The organism is Microcella frigidaquae (assembly GCF_014200395.1).
Classification (GTDB): Bacteria; Actinomycetota; Actinomycetes; order Actinomycetales; family Microbacteriaceae; genus Microcella; species Microcella frigidaquae.
In genome coordinates this window covers 2,445,625-2,462,796 of sequence record NZ_JACHBS010000001.1, presented here as the reverse complement: position 1 = coordinate 2,462,796, position 17,172 = coordinate 2,445,625, and the positions used below count along the sequence as shown (strand labels likewise).

Annotated in this window: 14 protein-coding genes; 3 read left to right on the top strand and 11 right to left on the bottom strand. The window is 71.4% G+C overall.

Annotated features, from left to right (window positions below; genetic code table 11):
* Positions 1–19: 19 nt before the first annotated feature.
* Complete coding sequence (locus BJ959_RS12035) at positions 20–1,906, bottom strand: DUF2207 domain-containing protein (protein ID WP_153982441.1); 1,887 nt, start codon at positions 1,904–1,906, stop codon at positions 20–22.
* Between the two features lie 56 nt (positions 1,907–1,962).
* Between BJ959_RS12035 and BJ959_RS12030 the strand changes: the two genes are divergently transcribed.
* Positions 1,963–3,378 (top strand): M20/M25/M40 family metallo-hydrolase, encoded by a 1,416-nt coding sequence (locus BJ959_RS12030; protein ID WP_341799991.1) that lies wholly within the window; start codon positions 1,963–1,965, stop codon positions 3,376–3,378.
* Positions 3,379–3,403: 25 nt separating this feature from the next.
* Here BJ959_RS12030 and BJ959_RS12025 read toward each other — a convergent pair whose 3' ends face one another.
* The 3 genes from BJ959_RS12025 to BJ959_RS12015 form a co-directional block, all read right to left on the bottom strand.
* Entirely contained in the window at positions 3,404–4,210 is an 807-nt protein-coding gene (locus tag BJ959_RS12025) for a hypothetical protein (RefSeq protein ID WP_153982440.1), read from the bottom strand.
* A gap of 73 nt (positions 4,211–4,283) precedes the next feature.
* Positions 4,284–5,213, bottom strand: a complete 930-nt coding sequence (locus tag BJ959_RS12020) for a glycerophosphodiester phosphodiesterase (protein WP_153982439.1) — start codon at positions 5,211–5,213, stop codon at positions 4,284–4,286.
* 60 nt (positions 5,214–5,273) lie between these two features.
* Positions 5,274–6,746: an SDR family oxidoreductase gene (locus tag BJ959_RS12015; protein ID WP_153982438.1), complete on the bottom strand. Its 1,473-nt coding sequence runs from the start codon at positions 6,744–6,746 to the stop codon at positions 5,274–5,276.
* Between the two features lie 141 nt (positions 6,747–6,887).
* Here BJ959_RS12015 and BJ959_RS12010 point away from each other — a divergent pair, with 141 nt between their 5' ends.
* Entirely contained in the window at positions 6,888–7,787 is a 900-nt protein-coding gene (locus BJ959_RS12010; protein ID WP_165879015.1) for an A/G-specific adenine glycosylase, read from the top strand.
* A gap of 97 nt (positions 7,788–7,884) precedes the next feature.
* A complete protein-coding gene (locus BJ959_RS12005) occupies positions 7,885–8,037 on the top strand; it encodes a hypothetical protein (RefSeq protein ID WP_153982437.1) in 153 nt (50 codons plus the stop codon).
* Positions 8,038–8,061: 24 nt separating this feature from the next.
* Here BJ959_RS12005 and rbfA read toward each other — a convergent pair whose 3' ends face one another.
* From rbfA to ispG, 7 genes are all read right to left on the bottom strand, one after another.
* On the bottom strand, positions 8,062–8,505 hold the full coding sequence (gene rbfA / locus BJ959_RS12000) for a 30S ribosome-binding factor RbfA (RefSeq protein ID WP_153982436.1): 444 nt from the start codon (positions 8,503–8,505) through the stop codon (positions 8,062–8,064).
* Between the two features lie 110 nt (positions 8,506–8,615).
* Entirely contained in the window at positions 8,616–11,285 is a 2,670-nt protein-coding gene (gene infB / locus BJ959_RS11995; RefSeq protein WP_341799990.1) for a translation initiation factor IF-2, read from the bottom strand.
* 72 nt (positions 11,286–11,357) lie between these two features.
* Positions 11,358–11,663 (bottom strand): YlxR family protein, encoded by a 306-nt coding sequence (locus tag BJ959_RS11990; RefSeq protein WP_153982435.1) that lies wholly within the window; start codon positions 11,661–11,663, stop codon positions 11,358–11,360.
* Between the two features lie 13 nt (positions 11,664–11,676).
* The gene (gene nusA, locus BJ959_RS11985; RefSeq protein WP_153982434.1) at positions 11,677–12,678 is read right to left on the bottom strand and encodes a transcription termination factor NusA; all 1,002 of its coding nucleotides are present in this window, start codon (positions 12,676–12,678) and stop codon (positions 11,677–11,679) included.
* 79 nt (positions 12,679–12,757) lie between these two features.
* On the bottom strand, positions 12,758–14,527 hold the full coding sequence (locus tag BJ959_RS11980) for a proline--tRNA ligase (protein ID WP_153982433.1): 1,770 nt from the start codon (positions 14,525–14,527) through the stop codon (positions 12,758–12,760).
* Between the two features lie 368 nt (positions 14,528–14,895).
* Positions 14,896–15,879 carry a hypothetical protein gene (locus BJ959_RS11975; protein ID WP_153982432.1) on the bottom strand — a complete coding sequence of 328 codons (984 nt, stop codon included), beginning with the start codon at positions 15,877–15,879 and terminating at the stop codon, positions 14,896–14,898.
* Positions 15,880–15,981: 102 nt separating this feature from the next.
* The gene (ispG, locus tag BJ959_RS11970; protein WP_183321993.1) at positions 15,982–17,130 is read right to left on the bottom strand and encodes a flavodoxin-dependent (E)-4-hydroxy-3-methylbut-2-enyl-diphosphate synthase; all 1,149 of its coding nucleotides are present in this window, start codon (positions 17,128–17,130) and stop codon (positions 15,982–15,984) included.
* Positions 17,131–17,172 lie beyond the last annotated feature (42 nt).

Here is a 17,172-nt window from a genome sequence, read left to right as displayed (position 1 = left end):
AGGCTCAGACCCCGCGGGCTCAGACCCCGCCGCCTCCTCCACCGCCGCCACCGCCGCCGGACGAGCCGCCGCCCGACGAGCCGCCCGAGGAGCTCGACCCGGAGTAGCTCGACGACAGGGTCGAGCTGACAGAGCCGACCCCGGCGGCGAAGGCGCCGACCGAGAACGGGCGGCTGCTCGAGAACCAGGTCGGGCTCTGCCCGTCCTCGTAGAACTCGCCGAGCTCCTTCGCCCACTCCTTCTCATGGTTGGTGAGCACGGCCCAGGGCAGCAGCCGCTCGACGAGCTTCAGACGCTCGTCGCGACTCGTCGCGTCGATCGGCTCGCGCAGGGCGCCCTCCGGCGACTGCAGCACGCGCATGCGGTCGGCCTCGGCGAGCTCGATGTACCTCTCCAGACCCTTGAGATGGTCGACGACCTCGGCTCCCTCGGCGGTCAGCGGCTGCCGGTACAGGCAGCCCGCGACCACGAAGAAGCACAGGATGCCCACCGGGATGAGGAAGCCGCCCAGGTCGCCGCCGCGCCCCTCGTCGGTGACGAGGACGCCCGCGATGAAGGCGACGATCTGCGCCGCGATGACGAGGGCGGAGAGCCCGCCGGCGTGACGGGGCGCCACCGCGCTGCGCCAGCCGCGCTTCTGGTTCGCCGTCTGGATGCGCAGCAGCTGCTTCTGGATGGCGGTGCTGAGCGAGGTGTTCTGCGCGGTCAGCGTGTGCTCGGCGCCGCCGCTGAGGCTGCCGCCGAAGAACTTTCCGAGCAGGGCGCGCTCCTCCCCCTCGACGCCGAGCGCCGATTCGAGCCGCAACCGCCACGTCGAGCGCATCCCGAACCAGCCGCCCGGTGCCTCGATGATCGTGATCACGCGGCGCACGGCGAAGTCGACGAGCTGGCTCGCCACGGCGCGGGAGCGGCGCTTGGTGAGCACCGCGGCCTCGAGCAGGCTCACGCCCTTCGGCGGGAGGTACTCGGCGACGATCACGGGGCGGCCCGGAGCATCCCGATAGCGCGTCAGGCGCAGCACGACCGCCCAGATGGCCGTGATGACGGCCACGGCGACCCCCAGCAGCTGCAGCCAGGCCCAGGGGCTGGCGAGGTACGAGCGGTCGAAGAGCGTGAACGTGCCCGGCTCGAAGCCGATCGCGATGGTGACCGTCTGGAACGGCGCGATGGCGAGCTCGTCGACGGCGAAGGTGTCGCCGGTCAGCGTGATCGCGCAGCGATCGGTCGAACCGGCGTAGCCGCGGTAGCAGGCCTCCTGCCCGAGCAGAGCACTGCGCAGGCCGTCGTTGAGCACGACGCGGGCGGAGACGCGGGCGAACGGCTGCGCCCAGTCGGTGCCGTTCAGGTTCCAGTAGAACTCCTCGGCACCCGAGCTCTCGAAGAAGTCGACGACATCGCGCTGGCTGTAGGTGATCACGTAGGTCTGCTCGCCGCGCACATACTGCCCCTCGGGCACCGCGGCGATCACGTCGACAATGCCGGAGCCATCCTCGACCTCGTAGGGTCGCGGATTGCCGTCCTCATCGGTCACCGAGATCACCCGCAGGCTCGTCGTCCGCCCCTGGTAGGTGGCGGGCAGCGAGCGGCGGATGCCGCGGTTCTGGTCGAACTCGGGGAACCGCGCGACGAGCGTCTCCGTCGTCAGCAGGGTCGCGTGGCCGTCGGCGTCGCGCCCGAGGCGATACTCGACGTCGAACGAGTCGAAGGTGAAGTCGTCGACGCCGGTGCGCACCGTGTCCAGCGTCGGCAGGCGCTCGACACTGACGGCGGCGAAGGCCTCCGTGCGCTCGACGGGACCGCTCGCGAGCGGGGTGGGCAGGGCTCCGCGCACGGCGACGACGACGGCGGCCACGATCAGGCCGAGCACGATCGAGCCGGCGATGGTCGGCAGCAGCAGTCGGCGCATGGCTCGACGCTACCCGCTGGCGGTGTTCCGCTGAAGGGTCGGCCTACGCTGGGGGTGTGGTCGCTGACGCCCTGCTGACGGATGCCGCTGCCGACGCCCGGGCGGTGGAGCGGCTGCGCGCGCTCGTGCGCATCCCCACGATCTCGCGCCCGACGAGCGGCCCCGGCCCCCGCGCCGACCGGGACGCGTTCGAGCGGTTCATCGCCGCCCTCCCCGAGCTGTACCCCCGCGTGCACGCCGCGCTCGAGCGCGAGCGGCTCGGCGCCGACCCGGACGCCGAAGGCACCGTCGCCGGCCATGGCTACACCCTGCTCTACCGCTGGCCGGGCAGCGACCCGGCGGGCACGAGCAGCCCGACCGTGCTGATGGCGCATTACGACGTGGTGCCCGCCACCGCTGAGGGCTGGCAGCATCCGCCGTTCGCGGCCGAGCTGGTCGAGCACGAGGGCGAGCCGACCGTGTGGGGGCGCGGGGCGATCGACGACAAGGGCGCCCTGGCCGCGTTGCTCGAGGCGGTGGAGCGTCTGCTCGAGGCGGGGTTCACCCCGCGCCACGATGTGCTGCTGCTGTTCGGGCACGACGAGGAGGTCGCCGGCACGGGTGCGCGAGCCGTGGTGGCCGCGCTGCGCGAGCGGGGCATCCGCCCGTCGCTCGTGCTCGACGAGGGCGGCGCGATCGTCGAGGGCGTCTTCCCCGGGCTGCGCGAGCCGGCCGCGCTGATCGGGGTGACCGAGAAGGGCATCACAACCCTGCGGCTTCGGGTCGAGCAGAAGGGCGGCCACGCGGCCAGCCCGCCGCCGCTCGCCGCGACCGAGCGCCTTGCGCGAGCCCTGCTGCGGCTGAACGCGCGACCGGCGCGGTCACGGCTCGACGCGACGACCCGCACGATGATCCGCACCCTGGGGTCGCGGGTGCGGGGGCCGCTCGGGGTCGTGTTCCGCCGCGTCGATGCCGTCGCTCCCCTGCTCGTTCCGGTGCTGCGGCGCCGCGGACCGGAGACGACCGCGCTGCTGCGCACGACGCGCGCGGTGACCGAGCTGCGGGCCGGGCACGCTGCGAACGCGCTGCCGGAGAGCGCGGAGGCGACGGTGAACATCCGCATCGCGCCCGACGAGTCGGTGGCCGAGGCGGTCGCCGCGGTGCGGCGGGCGATCCGCGACGAGTCCGTCGTGATCGACGTGCTCGAGCCGAGCGAGCCCTCCCCCGTCTCCCCCGCCCGCGGGCCGGCCTGGGAGGACCTCGCGGCCGCGATCGACGAGGTCGTGCCGGGCCTGCTGGTGAGTCCCTACGTGATGATGCAGGCCAGCGACGCGCGATTCCTCACCGCGATCAGCGAGCACGTCTACCGCTTCACGCCCTTCCGCCTGAGCACCGACGAGCGGGCGTGCCTGCACGCTCGGGACGAGCGGATCCGCGTCAGCAGCTACCTCGAGGGCGTGCGGGTGTACGCCGCGCTGCTGCAGCGGCGCTGAGCTCCGGCGGGCTGTCGCCGGACGGTCAGACCTCGATCGGACAGAAGATGTCGAGGTCGAGCTCGGGGTCGTAGCCGCACAGGAGATAGAGGATCACCGGTTCGCGCGGAGCGGGCCGCGGCCTCTGCTGCGCTTGACGGGCTGCTTCCTCTGCCGCCGCCCGTCGTTCCTGCTCGGCCTTCTTCGCGGCATGGCTCGCGGTGACCTCGGTGCCCGCGGAGAGCACGTCACGGATGAGGGCGGCGCGACCGCTGTAGCTGCTGGGGAGGCCCTGGGGAACGACGGCGAGTGCGAGCACTGCGGCATCCAGCGCCGCGAGGGCGGCGTCGGACGCGAGTGGCGCGGCCGCGCGGGACGCACGGGCGTGCTTCAGGATCGCGCGCGTGTGCTGATTGAGCGCGTCGATGAGTTCACGCTGGTCGCCGAGAAGCAGGCGCGACTGCGCGACGATGAGGTCGTGCGGTGTCGCCGCGTCGAGGGCGCGATCGAGTTCCTCCGCGAGCATGTCGTGGGCATCCTGCAGCTGTGCCTGGTCGGCGGGCACGACCGACGGCGCGTCTCCGGCCGTGGCCAGCACTGCGGCCGAGATCGCGAGCAGCTCGGTGGATGCGGAGCGCGCGTCGAGCAGCAGGGCGAGCTCGGCGACCCGCAGGCGCTCGCGCTCGCGATCCGCGGCCGCGGCGTGCGCCGTCGCGACCCCGCCCCAGGTGAGCGAGCCCGCGATGAGCGCGACGATGAGGGCCGTGGCCATCACCGCCCAGCGCGGCGATCGACCGGCAGCAGGCCCGCCGGTGTCATCGTCGGCGTGCGGATGACTCGCGCGATCGGGCATGAGGGCTCCTCGTTTCAGGCTCAGTGTCGCACGCCAGAGCGCGCTTCCGCGACCGCCGTGACCCCGGGCCGCCTCAGCCGCGCGCCGCGGCGTGCACGCCGGCGAGCCGGCGGGGAGCATCCGTCACCACCCCGTCGACCCCGAGGTCGAGGGCGCTCTGCCACAGGTCGGCACGATTGAGGGTGTAGACGATGAGCGTGAAACCCGCCGCGCGCAGCCGGGGGGCGGCCTCCGGGTCGACCGTGAACGAGCGCAGGCTCGTGACGATCGTCGTCGCCCCGACGAGAGCGGCATACGCGATCGGGTCGTCGGGCAGCCGGCGCACGATGACCGCGCGGGGCAGCGACGGCGCCTCGCGCCACAGCGCGAACAGCGTGGGCAGCTCGAAGCTGGCGAGCACGACCCGATCCTGCACCCCGTACCGGTAGATGCCCGCGATGATCTCCCGCATCGGTTCCGGATCCCACAGGCCCTTGAGCTCGATCAGTGCACGTGCGTCGGAGGCCTGCAGCAGCGGCAGCACCTCGTCGAAGGTCGGGATGCGCGTGCCCGCCCAGCGCGAGCCGTACCAGCTGCCCGCGTCCAGGGCCTGGAGCTCGGCGAGCGTGCGCGTCGCAAGGGGCCCGACACCGTCGGTGGTGCGGTCGAGCAGCTCGTCGTGGAAGACGACGGCGTGCCCGTCGGCGGTCATCCGCAGGTCGAACTCGAGCACCTCGGCGCCGCTGCTCAGGGCCGACTCGACGGCGGGAAGGGTGTTCTCGGGGGCGGAGGCCGGGTCGCCACGGTGGGCGACGGTGAGCGGCACGCCGTCGTTGAGCCCGAGCGAGCCGAGCGGCTGCACGGCGTAGACGGTCGCGGCGCTGTGGTCGATGGCGAGCACGGCGACGAGGGCGAGCGTGGCGGTGAATGAGGCCGCGATGCGGCGGGCGGAGTACGGGCGGCCGGTGCGGATGGCGCGATCGAGCGGGCGCGGGAGGGCCTGCAAGGGTCGAGCGATCGGCATGGGTATCGCCTCCGGAACGGGTCACCGCGTCATTGCGGTGCCGCCATGCTAGCGCAGCCGTTACCGTTTCGTGACCTGAATCTGCGTCGCCGCCGTGCGGGCGATCGTGGTCGCCATGCCGCTGAAGACGATGCCGTGGAACGGCGTCACCCCGAACCAGTACAGGCGGCCCCCGAGCCCGCTGGGGAAGAACACGGCGCGCTGGATCAGACGCGACCCACCCCCCGGCCGCGGCTCCACGGTGAACTCGAGCCAGGCCCGACCGGGAACCTTCATCTCCGCCCGCAATCGCAGGAAACGCCCGCGGTCGATCTCCTCCACACGCCAGAAGTCGACCGCGTCTCCCGCCGCCAGGCGATCGGGATCCCGGCGCCCGCGACGCAGTCCCACTCCCCCAACCACCTTGTCGAGCCAACCCCGGGCCGCCCACGCGACCGGCAGCGAGTACCAGCCGTTCGCCCCGCCGATGCCCTCGACAACGCGCCAGAGCGCTGCGGGCGGCGCGGCCGACTCGACGACCTGGCGGTCGGTGAAGACGGTGTGCCCGCTCCAGTCCGAGTCGCTCGGCAGCCGGTCGCTCGGAGCGCCCTGCACCGTGGCGTTCTGCCAGCTGGTCTCGACCTCGCCCTCCCGCATCTTGGCGAGGGCGTACCGCACCGCCAGCCGGTAGCCCGTGAGGCCGCCCTCCGGTGGCGGGATGTACTGATCGATGTCGTGCTCGCGGCAGACGGCGTCGTTCTGCAGGCTCGAGATGATCGGCACCGCGAGCGATCGCGGAATCGGGGTCACGAGGTTCACCCACTGGCTCGCCAGGTACGGAGTCAGCACGGGCAGGCTCGCGATCCGCCGCTGCTTGAGCCCCGCCTCCACCGCGTACCCGTTCATCATCTGCCCGTAGCGCAGCACGTCGGGGCCGCCGATGTCGAAGGTGCGGTTGACGGTCGCCGGAAGGGTCGCCGCGCCGATCAGGTAGTGCAGCACGTCGCGCACGGCGATCGGCTGGATGAAGTTGCGCACCCACTTCGGGGCCGGCATGTACGGCAGCACCTCGGTCAGATGCCGGATCATCTCGAAGCTGGCGGATCCGGAGCCGATCACGACGCCCGCCTGCAGCGCCACCGTCGGGACCCCGCTGGCCATCAGAATCTCGCCGACCTCCTTGCGGCTCCGCAGGTGCGTCGACAGCTTCCCCTCGGGATGCAGGCCGCCGAGGTAGACGATGCGCCCCACACCGGCGGCCGCGGCCGCTCGCGCGACCGTCGAGGCCACATGGCGTTCGGTGCGCTCGAAGTCGCCCGCACTGCTCATGGAGTGCACGAGGTAGTAGAGGACATCCACCCCCACGACCGCCCGCTCGACGTCGGTGGCGCGCGTGAGATCGCCCGGGAGCACCTCGACCTGGTCCACCCACGGAACATCGCGCAGGCGTGCGGGGTCGCGGACGATGACGCGCACCTCGTGCCCGGCCTCGAGCAGCCGCGGAACGAGCCGGCCGCCGATGTAGCCGGTCGCCCCGGTGACGAGCATCCTCATGCCGGTCACGGTAGGCCCGCGGGCTGGGAGTTGCCCCGCACGCGCGTCGCCGCCCAGATTCGCCTCGAACACGCGAACCCGAGTCGGGCACGCGCCCGTTTCGCCCAAATCTGGCAGGAATCGGCTCGTAGAGTGAGGGGCGTGCAGGGTGCGGGCGAGGAGGAACGGCGAGCGAGCATCCCGCCCCGCGTCGTCGCCTGGTTCGCGCAGAACGCCCGCGACCTGCCCTGGCGGCGGCCCGGCTTCAGCGCGTGGGGCGTGCTCGTCAGCGAAATCATGTTGCAGCAGACGCCCGTCGCCCGCGTGATCCCGCGGCTGGAGCAGTGGCTCGACCGCTGGCCCACGCCCGATGCGCTCGCCGCCGACTCCCCCGCCGAGGCGGTGCGCGCCTGGCAGAGCCTCGGCTACCCGCGTCGGGCCCTGGCCCTGCACGCGGCCGCCATGGCGATCAGCGAGCGCCATGCGGGTGTCGTCCCCGACGACATGGATGCTCTTCTCGCCCTCCCCGGAATCGGCGACTACACCGCCCGCGCCGTCGCCGCGTTCGCCTACGGCAGGCCGGTGCCGGTGGTCGACGTGAACACGCGCCGCGTGCTCGCCCGCGCGGTGCACGGCCAGGGCGAGGCGGGGCCCGCGCGCACCCGCGCCGACCTCGCCGCCATGCAGGAGCTGCTGCCGAGTGACCCGACCGAGGCGCAGGCGTTCAACGCCGGAGCGATGGAGCTCGGCCAGACTGTGTGCGTCGCCCGCAGCCCGCGATGCGAGGCCTGCCCGATCGCCGAACTCTGCGCCTGGCGCGCGGCCGGCTACCCCGCGTACACGGGTCCGGCGGCGCCCCGGCAGGCGCGCTACGAGGGCAGCGACCGTCAGGTGCGCGGGCTCATCATGCGCGCGCTGCGGCACAGCGACGGGCCGGTGCCGGCCGAGGCGATCGAGCTGCTCTGGCCCGATGCCGTGCAGCGGGAGCGCGCGCTCGCCGGCCTGCTGCGCGACGGCCTCGCTGTCGGCGCGCCGGAGACGGGCTATCGCCTGCCCGACTGAGGCCGCGACGGCGGCACGCTCCGGGGCGCACGCTCAGGGTGCCGCGCCCGCCGTTCGGTACGATGGCCGCACAGCACCCGCCCTGATCGGAGGATCGATGGAGAAGCGCCCCCTGACCCGCAGCGAGAAGTTCACGGTCGGGCTGTTCGGTGTGATGACCGTGCTGATCGTCGTTCCGGGTCTGGTGTTCGCCGCCGCCGCGATCTTCAACACCGGCACGATCTACCTGCCCTACGACTTCACCTTCTAGGCGTCGCCGCAGGAGCGGGTCGACTCAGTCGTCAGCCTCCTCGTCGCGCTCGCGCGGGGTGACGTAGGGGTCGGGGTCGCCGGCGTACTCGGCGGTCGCCGCGAGGGATTCGGTCGCGGCATCGCGCTCCCGCGCCTCCCGCAGCAGCGCCTCGATCGAGGCGGCGTTCTCGGGGATGCCGTCGAGAATGAACTCGATGCTCGGGGTGAGCCGGGTGTTCAGGTTGCGGCCGACCTCGGTGCGCAGCATCCCGGTCGCCGCCTTCAGCGCAGCGGCGCTGTCGGCGCGCTCCTCGTCGGTGCCGTACACCGTGTAGAAGATCGAGGCGTGCTGCAGGTCGCCGGTCACCTGCACGTCGGTGATCGTCACGAACCCGAGGCGCGGGTCGCGAAGACCCTTCTCGAGCCGCTGCGCGACGACCTCCTTGATGCGGTCGGCGACCTTGCGGGCGCGGGGGTTGCCTGCCATGAGCGTCTCCTGACTGCCGCTGTGCCCAGAGGGGCGGTGGATGCGGGCCCGCCCCGCACAGAACGTGACGGGCCCGCTCGGCGCACGCCCGGAGGCGCGCGCGGTCCGCGCTAGGCGCGCACCTTCTCCTTCATCTCGATGGTCTCGATCTCGTCGCCGATCTGGATGTCGTTGAACTTGCCGAGACCGATACCGCACTCGAAGTCGGTCTTGACCTCGGTGACGTCATCCTTGAAGCGGCGGAGCGACTCGATGGCGAGGTTGTCGCCCACCACGACGCCGTCGCGGATCACGCGCGCCTTGGCGTTGCGCGTGATCGTGCCACTGCGCACGATGACACCGGCGATGTTGCCGAACTTCGACGAGCGGAAGACCTCGCGGATCTCCGCGACGCCCGACTGCACCTCCTCGTACTCCGGCTTGAGCATGCCCTTGAGCGAGCTCTCGATCTCCTCGAGCGCCGAGTAGATGACGGAGTAGAAGCGGATGTCGACGCCCTCGCGCTGAGCGCGCTCGCGCGCCTTCGTGTCGGGCCGCACGTTGAAGCCCACGATGATCGCGTTGTCGATCGTCGCCAGGTTCACATCGCTCTCGGTCACGGCACCCACACCGCGGTGGATGATGCGCAGCTGCACGCTATCGTCGACCTCGATCTTGAGCAGCGCCTCCTCCAGGGCCTCGACGGCACCGGAGACGTCACCCTTGATGATGAGGTTGAGCGACTCGACCTTGCCGTCCTCGAGAGCCTTGGTGAAGTCCTCGAGGCTGATGCGCTTGCGCGCCTTCGCCAGCTGGGCGTTGCGCTCGGCGGCCTCGCGCTTCTCGGCGATCTGCCGCGCGGTGCGGTCGTCGTCGGTGACGATGAAGGTGTCGCCGGCGCGCGGAACGCTCGACAGACCCTGCACCTGTACCGGACGCGAGGGGTAGGCCTCGTCGACCTTCTCGCCGTTCTCGTCCATCATCGCCCGCACGCGGCCGTAGGCCGTGCCCGCGACGATGGCGTCGCCGACCCGCAGGGTTCCCGACTGGATGAGCACGGTCGCGACCGAGCCGCGGCCCTTGTCGAGCCGGGCCTCGATGGCGACACCACGCGCGGTGCGGTGGGGGTTGGCGCGCAGGTCGAGCCCCGCATCCGCCGTCAGGAGGACCGCATCGAGGAGCTCGACGATGCCCTTGCCCTGAAGGGCGGAGACATCGATGAACATCGTGTCGCCGCCGTACTCCTCCGCGACGAGACCGAACTCGGTGAGCTGCTGGCGCACCTTGGCGGGGTTGGCCCCCTCCTTGTCGACCTTGTTGACCGCGACGACGATCGGCACACCGGCGGCCTGCGCGTGGTTCAGCGCCTCGACCGTCTGCGGCATGATGCCGTCGTCGGCGGCGACCACGAGGATCGCCACGTCGGTCACCTGCGCACCACGGGCACGCATGGCGGTGAACGCCTCGTGACCCGGGGTGTCGATGAAGGTGATGGCGCGCTCGATCTCCTCGTGCTCCGTCCAGATCTGGTAGGCGCCGATGTGCTGGGTGATGCCACCCGCCTCACCGCCGCCGACGTTCGTCTTGCGGATCGCGTCGAGCAGACGGGTCTTGCCGTGGTCGACGTGGCCCATGACGGTGACCACGGGCGGACGGATGACGAGGTCGTCCTCGTCCTCCTCCGCGTCGAGGTCGATGTCGAAGCTCTCCAGGAGCTCCTTGTCCTCGTCTTCGGGCGAGACGATCTCGATGCGCCAGCCCAGCTCGGCGCCGAGCACCTCGAAGGTGGCGCCGTCGAGAGACTCGGTCGCCGTGGCCATCTCACCGAGGTGGAAGAGCACGGTCACGAGGTTGCCGGGAGGGCAGCTGATGCCCGTCGCCGTCTCGAGCTTGTCGGCGAAGTCGGTGATCGAGGCGCCCTGACGCAGACGGATGACCGTCTTGCCGTCGCCGCGGGGAACGCTGACGCCGCCAACGGTCGGCGCCTCCCGCATCTCGAACTCTTGCCGCTTCGTCCGCTTCGACTTGCGGGCCTTCGACTTGCCGCCACCGCGACCGAACGCGCCGGCCGTGCCGCCGCCGGGGCCGCGACCGCGGCCGCCACCGGCACCGCCCGGACGGGGCGCGCCGAAGCCGCCGCCGCCCGCACCGGGACCGCCGGGGCGGAAGCCGCCCGCGCCGGCCGGGCGACCGGGGCCGCCCGTGCGCTGCTGGAAGGGAGCGCGCGGGCCACCGGGACGACCCGCACCGTCGGGGCGCGGGGCACCGGGACGCGGAGCTCCCGGACGCGGAGCGCTCGGGCGCGGGATCGCGCCGCCGCCCGGACGCGGCATGCCCTGGGTCGACGAGAAGGGGTTGTTGCCCGGGCGCGGGGTACCGGGGCGCGCCATGCCCTGCTGGGAGGCGAAGGGGTTGTTGCCGGGGCGCGGAGTGCCGGGCGCGGCCGGAGCCTTCGCGGGCGCGTCACCCTCTGCCGCGGGAGCGGCCGGCGCGGCCGGGGTGGTGGGAGCCGCCGGAGCCGGAGCAGGGGTCTCGGCAGCGGGCTGCTCGGGAGCCGGAGCGGGGGCCGGTGCGGGCGCCGCGGGCTTCGCGGGGGCCTTAGCCGCCGGCTTCTCCGCGGCCTTCGGGGCCGTGATGCCCTCGGCCTCGAGCGCGGCGCGCAGCTTGCGCGCAACGGGCGGCTCGATGGTCGACGACGGACCCTTGACGAATTCGCCGAGCTCCTTGAGCTTCTCGAGGGCGACCTTGCTTTCGATGCCGAGCTCGCTCGCGATCTCGTGCACGCGTGGTTTTGCAGCCACAATTCTCCTGTCTGGGTCCGCTCCCAGGCAGGGGCGGACCGTTAGTGCCTAACGGAACTCATTTCGAGCCGCTCATGACTTGTCCATGTGCCGATCAGCCTGTTCTCTGGTGGGTTCTGCCCCGGTGGTGGGCGCAGACCCGATGGACGCCAGAACCCCTGCCGCGTCGAGCGGACCCGGCACGCGCAGCGCGCGGGCCCAGGCCCGCCGCACGGTGGCGGTTTCGACGCAGTCGCGGGTGCCGTGCACCCACGCGCCCCTGCCCGGAAGTCGGGCCGGAGCATCCACCACGACAACCCCATCGCGCGCCACGACCCTCGTGAGCGAGGAGCGCGGAGCCCGCTGGCGGCAGCCGAGGCAGGTTCTGACGGGTTCCATTGTAGCCCCCGGGCTACTCGTCCATCACCGAATCGGGCTGGATGTCGATCTTCGCGCCCGTCAGCTTCGCGGCGAGGCGAGCGTTCTGGCCCTCCTTGCCGATGGCGAGCGACAACTGGTAGTCGGGCACGAGGGCGCGCACGGCCTTGGTCGCGGGGTCGATGACGAAGGCGCTCGAGACCTTCGCGGGCGACAGCGCGTTCGCCACGAAGGCGGCCAGGTCGTCGGAGTGGTCGACGATGTCGATCTTCTCACCGCCCAGCTCGGCGGTGACGGCGCGCACGCGCTGGCCGAGCTCGCCGATGCAAGCGCCCTTCGCGTTCACACCGGGCTCGGTCGAGCGCACCGCGATCTTCGTGCGGTGGCCGGCCTCGCGGGCAAGCGCCGTGATCTCGACGACGCCGCTGGCGATCTCGGGCACCTCGAGCGCGAACAGCTTGCGCACGAGCGAGGGGTGGGTGCGGCTGACGGAGATCTGCGGGCCCTTGAGTCCCTTCGAGACGCTCGTGACGTAGACGCGGATGCGCGCGCCGTGCGGGTACTCCTCGCCCGGCACCTGCTCCTCCGGCGGCAGGATCGCCTCGACGGCGCCGAGGTCGATGTGCACCATGCGCGGGTTGGGGCCCTGCTGGATCACACCGGCGACGATGTCGCCCTCGCGGCCCTTGAACTCGCCGAGCACGCGGTCGTCGCCGATGTCGCGCAGCCGCTGGTTGATGACCTGCTTGGCGGCGAAGGCGGCGATGCGGCCGAAGTCATCGGGGCTGTCGGGCACCTCGCCCACGACCGTGCCGTCCTCGGCGAGCTCGGGGATGTACACGGTGACGTGGCCGGTCTTGCGATCGAGCTCGACGCGGGGCTGCGGGTGCGGGTGGTCGGTGCCCCGGTGGTCGTCGCGCCCGGTGTGCTTGAGATAGGCGGTGAGGATGGCCTGCTCGATGATCTGGACGAGCTCGTCGAACGGGATCTCCCGCTCGCGCTCCATCATCCTCAGGATGCTCAGGTCGATGTCCACGTCGGTACCTCCGCTATTCGGTTGAGACGCGCCTCCCGTGAGGGATCGCGGTGCGACCCCTCACGATACCCGAGTCGGTCTAGCCCGCGGCGCGCAGCCGCGGCAGCACCTCGTGCAGCGCGACCTCGTCGCGCTCGCCCGTGGCGCGGTTCCACAGCTCGACACGACCGTCGGCGGCACCCCGGCCGACGACGACGATGAGCGGCACACCGATGAGCTCGGCGTCGCCGAACTTCACGCCGGGCGAGACCTTCGGGCGGTCGTCGTAGAGGGTGTCGAGGCCCGCGGCGTCGAGCTCGGCGACGAGCGTCTCGGCGACCTCGTAGGCGACGTCGTCGCGGCCCGCGGCGACCACGTGCACGTCGAAGGGCGCGACCTCGCGGGGCCAGATGAGGCCCTTCTCGTCGTGCGCGTTCTCGGCGATGACCGCCATAATGCGGGTGACCCCGATGCCGTACGAGCCCATGGTGACGGTGACGAGCTTGCCGTTCTCGTCGAGCACCTGCAGGCCGAGCGCCTCGGCGTACTTGCGCCCGAGCTGGAAGACGTGGCCGATCTCCATGCCGCGCGCGAGCTCGACGGGGCCGCTGCCATCGGGCGCGGGGTCGCCGGGGCGCACCTCCGCGATGTCGGCGACGCCGTCAGCCGTGAAGTCGCGGCCGGCGACCAGGTGGTAGACGTGCTTCTCGTGCGCGTTGGCGCCCGTGACCCAGGCGGTGCCGTCGGCGACGCGCGGGTCGAGCAGGTACCGGATGCCCGTGCTCGAGGTCTCCCCCAACACCGGGCCGTTCGGGCCCCACGGGCCGATGTAGCCCTTCACGAGGCCGGGGTGCGCGGCGAAGTCCTCCTCGGTCGCGGCCTCGACGGCCGCGGGCGCGAAGGCCACCTCGGCCCGCTTCATGTCGACCTCGCGATCGCCGGGAACGCCGACGACGACGAGCTCGCGCGTGCCGTCCAGAGCGGTGAGCCGCAGCACGACGTTCTTCAGCGTGTCGGCCGCCTCCCAGGGGCGGTCGTCGCGCGGGTAGCGCTCGTTCGACAGGGCGACGAGGGTCGCGATCGTGGGGGTCTCGGGCGAGTCGTGGATGATCGCCGCGGGCACCCCGCTCGCATCGACCGGCGCGGCGGCCGGGGTGCGGTACGCCTCCACGTTGGCGGCGTAGCCGCCGGCTGAGCGCACGAAGGTGTCTTCGCCGATGGCGATGGGGTGCAGGAACTCCTCGCTGCGCGAGCCGCCCATGGCACCGGCGTCGGCCTGCACGATCACGTACTCGAGACCGAGGCGCTGAAAGATGCGCTCGTAGGCGTCGCGCTGCGCCTGGTACGAGGCGTCGAGGCCGGCGTCGTCGACGTCGAACGAGTAGGCGTCCTTCATCGAGAACTCGCGGCCGCGCAGCAGGCCGGCACGGGGCCGCGCCTCATCGCGGTACTTGTCCTGGATCTGGTAGATGCAGAGCGGGAGGTCCTTGTACGACGAGTAGAGGTCCTTCACCATGAGGGTGAAGACCTCCTCGTGCGTGGGGGCGAGCAGGTAGTCGGCCCCGCGGCGGTCCTTCAGCCGGAAGATGCCGTCGCCGTACTCCTCCCAGCGACCCGTAGCCTCGTAGGGCTCGCGCGGCAGCAGCGCGGGGAAGTGCACCTCCTGCGCACCGGCGGCGGCCATCTCCTCGCGGACGACCTGCTCGACGCGGCGCCGCACCTTGAGCCCGAGGGGCAGCCAGGCGAACACCCCCGGCGCCTGGCGGCGGATGTACCCCGCCCGGACGAGCAGGCGGTGGCTCGCGACCTCGGCGTCGGCCGGGTCGTCGCGGAGCGTGCGGACGAAGAGCTGGGAGAGGCGCGTTGTCACCTGGTCAGACTACCGGCGCGACGCAGCATGAACCTTCTTCGCCTCGGCACTGGCGGCCTGAGGCAGAATGGAAACAGGCCTGCGAGCGATGGCAAGGGGGGGGCTTGGATCGCTCGCAGGCCCTTCCCGTCTCGCGGAGAATCGCGTGGCGGGAAACCTGCACGACGGAAGAGCCCCCCTGAGCGGCCCCTGCGAGCCTCGCACCGATCCCCCCGGTGCTGCCAGTCGGCTCCCCCGGCCGATGTTCACACCATAGTGAGCGGACGCGTCTCCAGGTCAGTCCCCCAAAGGGGGGATTGGTGAGTTCCCCAGAAAGCGGAAGCCCCCGCCGCGAACGACGGGGGCCTCAACTCGTGGTACTGGGACCGCTATCGGCGAGCACCAATCGGACGCCGGTTGGTCGCGAACGCCACCGCCCCGCCCGCGAGGAGCAGAAGCGCAGCCGCGCCGAAGCCGAGCGAAAGGATGTCGGTGCCCGTCTCGGCCAGTTCGGGCTCCTCCTCTTCCTCCTCAGGAGGAGTGGACGTTCCGGCCGCAATGCCGAGTGCGCCGTTCCAGATGTCACGCACGCCGTTCTCGAGCTCACCGGAGTCGGGGTACCAGTCGTAGGCGTGGTAGACGTACTTGCCCGTACCGATCGCGAACTCGGCGATGCCGATACTGTCGTTGGCGGCGCTCGAGTAGAGCGGGGTGATGACAGCGAGCTGCTCAGGCGAATACGCCGAAACTTCACCGAGGCCACCCGTGTAGTTGCCGTTGGGGAGCTCGGCCGGGAGGCTCGTGTCGCCGCCGACACGCTGCCACGGGCCGTTGCTGTCGTTGTTGCCGAAGGCGCTCGTGAAGTCAACCCCGGTGAGCGCGCTCACGATGGCGCCGTGCGTGTACGAACCGGTACCGACAATGGTTCGCCCGGCGCTGACCCAGGTGCGGATCACTTCGAGTGCCTCGTCACTGATGGCACTCGAGCCCCCCGGAAACCAGTTGTCACCTTCGGGCAGCACGAGCACGCTGGCCCCGTCCAGCACGGTGGTCCAGGTCGCGGCTGACGCGTCACCGCCATCAGTGACCCGCATCGAGCTGGCCCCCGGGAGGAGGGTGGTCGCGATGTCCCAATCCTCTTCCTCCGGGTCAGTGAAACCCGAGGCGGAGAACACCACAACCACTGGGCCCGCAGGGGTGTCACCGGCATATGTGCCGGGCACGAGCGGATTCGGCAGAGCCGCCGCAGCGGGCCGCACGATCGTCGAGCCGTCATCTTGCTGATTGCCGAAGGCAGCCGTCGGGGCGAGGACGATCGCGGCCGTGACGACCGCGAGCACACCGCGTCGAACGCTGAGGGGGGGACGCTTCATTGTTCTCCAGTTTCGAAGGAATGCGGGGATCCGCGCCCCGAGTCTAGAGGGTGAAACGACTTCGCAAAAGCGCGGGCGAGCCCCGCGAAAGGGACACTCGTCTCAGGCGGTGACGACCTCGGGCGACCCGAGCGGGGCATCCGGCATCGACGCGGCCAGGCGGTTCGCCTCCTCGATGAGGGTCGCGACGATCTCCGACTCGGGAACGGTCTTGATGACCTCGCCCTTGACGAAGATCTGGCCCTTGCCGTTGCCCGAGGCGACGCCGAGGTCGGCCTCGCGGGCCTCGCCGGGGCCGTTGACGACGCAGCCCATGACCGCCACGCGCAGCGGCACGGTCATGCCCTCGAGGCCCTTTGTCACGTCTTCCGCAAGCGTGTAGACATCGACCTGGGCGCGGCCGCAGGAGGGGCACGAGACGATCTCGAGCTTGCGTTCGCGAAGGTTCAGGCTCTCGAGGATCTTCAGCCCGACCTTGACCTCCTCGGCCGGCGGGGCCGACAGTGAGACGCGGATCGTGTCACCGATGCCCTCGCTGAGGAGGATTCCGAAGGCGGTCGCGCTCTTGATGGTGCCCTGGAAGGCAGGGCCGGCCTCGGTCACACCGAGGTGCAGCGGCCAATCGCCCCGCTCGGCGAGCTGGCGGTAGGCCTTCACCATGACGATCGGATCGTTGTGCTTGACCGAGATCTTGAAGTCGTGGAAGTCGTGCTCCTCGAACAGGCTCGCCTCCCACACCGCGCTCTCGACGAGGGCCTCGGCGGTCGGCTTGCCGTACTTCTGCAGCAGGCGCGGGTCGAGCGAGCCGGCGTTGACGCCGATGCGGATGCTCACCCCGGCCTCCTTCGCCCGCTTGGCGATCTCGGCCACCTGGTCGTCGAACTTGCGGATGTTGCCGGGGTTGACGCGCACCGCCGCGCAGCCCGCATCAATCGCCTGGTAGACGTACTTGGGCTGGAAGTGGATGTCGGCGATGACCGGGATCTGGCTCTTCTTGGCGATGATGTGCAGCACGTCGGCATCGTCCTGGCTCGGAACAGCCACCCGGACGATGTCGCACCCGGTCGCCGTCAGCTCGGCGATCTGCTGGAGGGTCGCGTTGATGTCGGTCGTCGGCGTCGTCGTCATCGACTGCACGCTGACCGGGTGGTCGCTGCCCACCATGACCTTGCCGACCTTGATCTGGCGGGTCTTGCGACGGGGGGCGAGGGTCTCCGGGACCTTGGGCATTCCGAGATTCACTGCAGGCACGGCGGTCAGTCTACGCATCCGCGCTGAGCGGCATTCGACAGA

What these genes read in the sequence shown, in the direction of transcription:
- BJ959_RS12035 (WP_153982441.1), bottom strand. Translation starts at nt 1,906, where the DNA reads ATGCGCCGACTGCTGCTGCCGACCATCGCCGGCTCGATCGTGCTCGGC.
- BJ959_RS12025 (WP_153982440.1), bottom strand. Translation starts at nt 4,210, where the DNA reads ATGCCCGATCGCGCGAGTCATCCGCACGCCGACGATGACACCGGCGGG.
- BJ959_RS12020 (WP_153982439.1), bottom strand. Translation starts at nt 5,213, where the DNA reads ATGCCGATCGCTCGACCCTTGCAGGCCCTCCCGCGCCCGCTCGATCGC.
- BJ959_RS12015 (WP_153982438.1), bottom strand. Translation starts at nt 6,746, where the DNA reads ATGAGGATGCTCGTCACCGGGGCGACCGGCTACATCGGCGGCCGGCTC.
- BJ959_RS12005 (WP_153982437.1), top strand. Translation starts at nt 7,885, where the DNA reads ATGGAGAAGCGCCCCCTGACCCGCAGCGAGAAGTTCACGGTCGGGCTG.
- rbfA (WP_153982436.1), bottom strand. Translation starts at nt 8,505, where the DNA reads ATGGCAGGCAACCCCCGCGCCCGCAAGGTCGCCGACCGCATCAAGGAG.
- BJ959_RS11990 (WP_153982435.1), bottom strand. Translation starts at nt 11,663, where the DNA reads ATGGAACCCGTCAGAACCTGCCTCGGCTGCCGCCAGCGGGCTCCGCGC.
- BJ959_RS11975 (WP_153982432.1), bottom strand. Translation starts at nt 15,879, where the DNA reads ATGAAGCGTCCCCCCCTCAGCGTTCGACGCGGTGTGCTCGCGGTCGTC.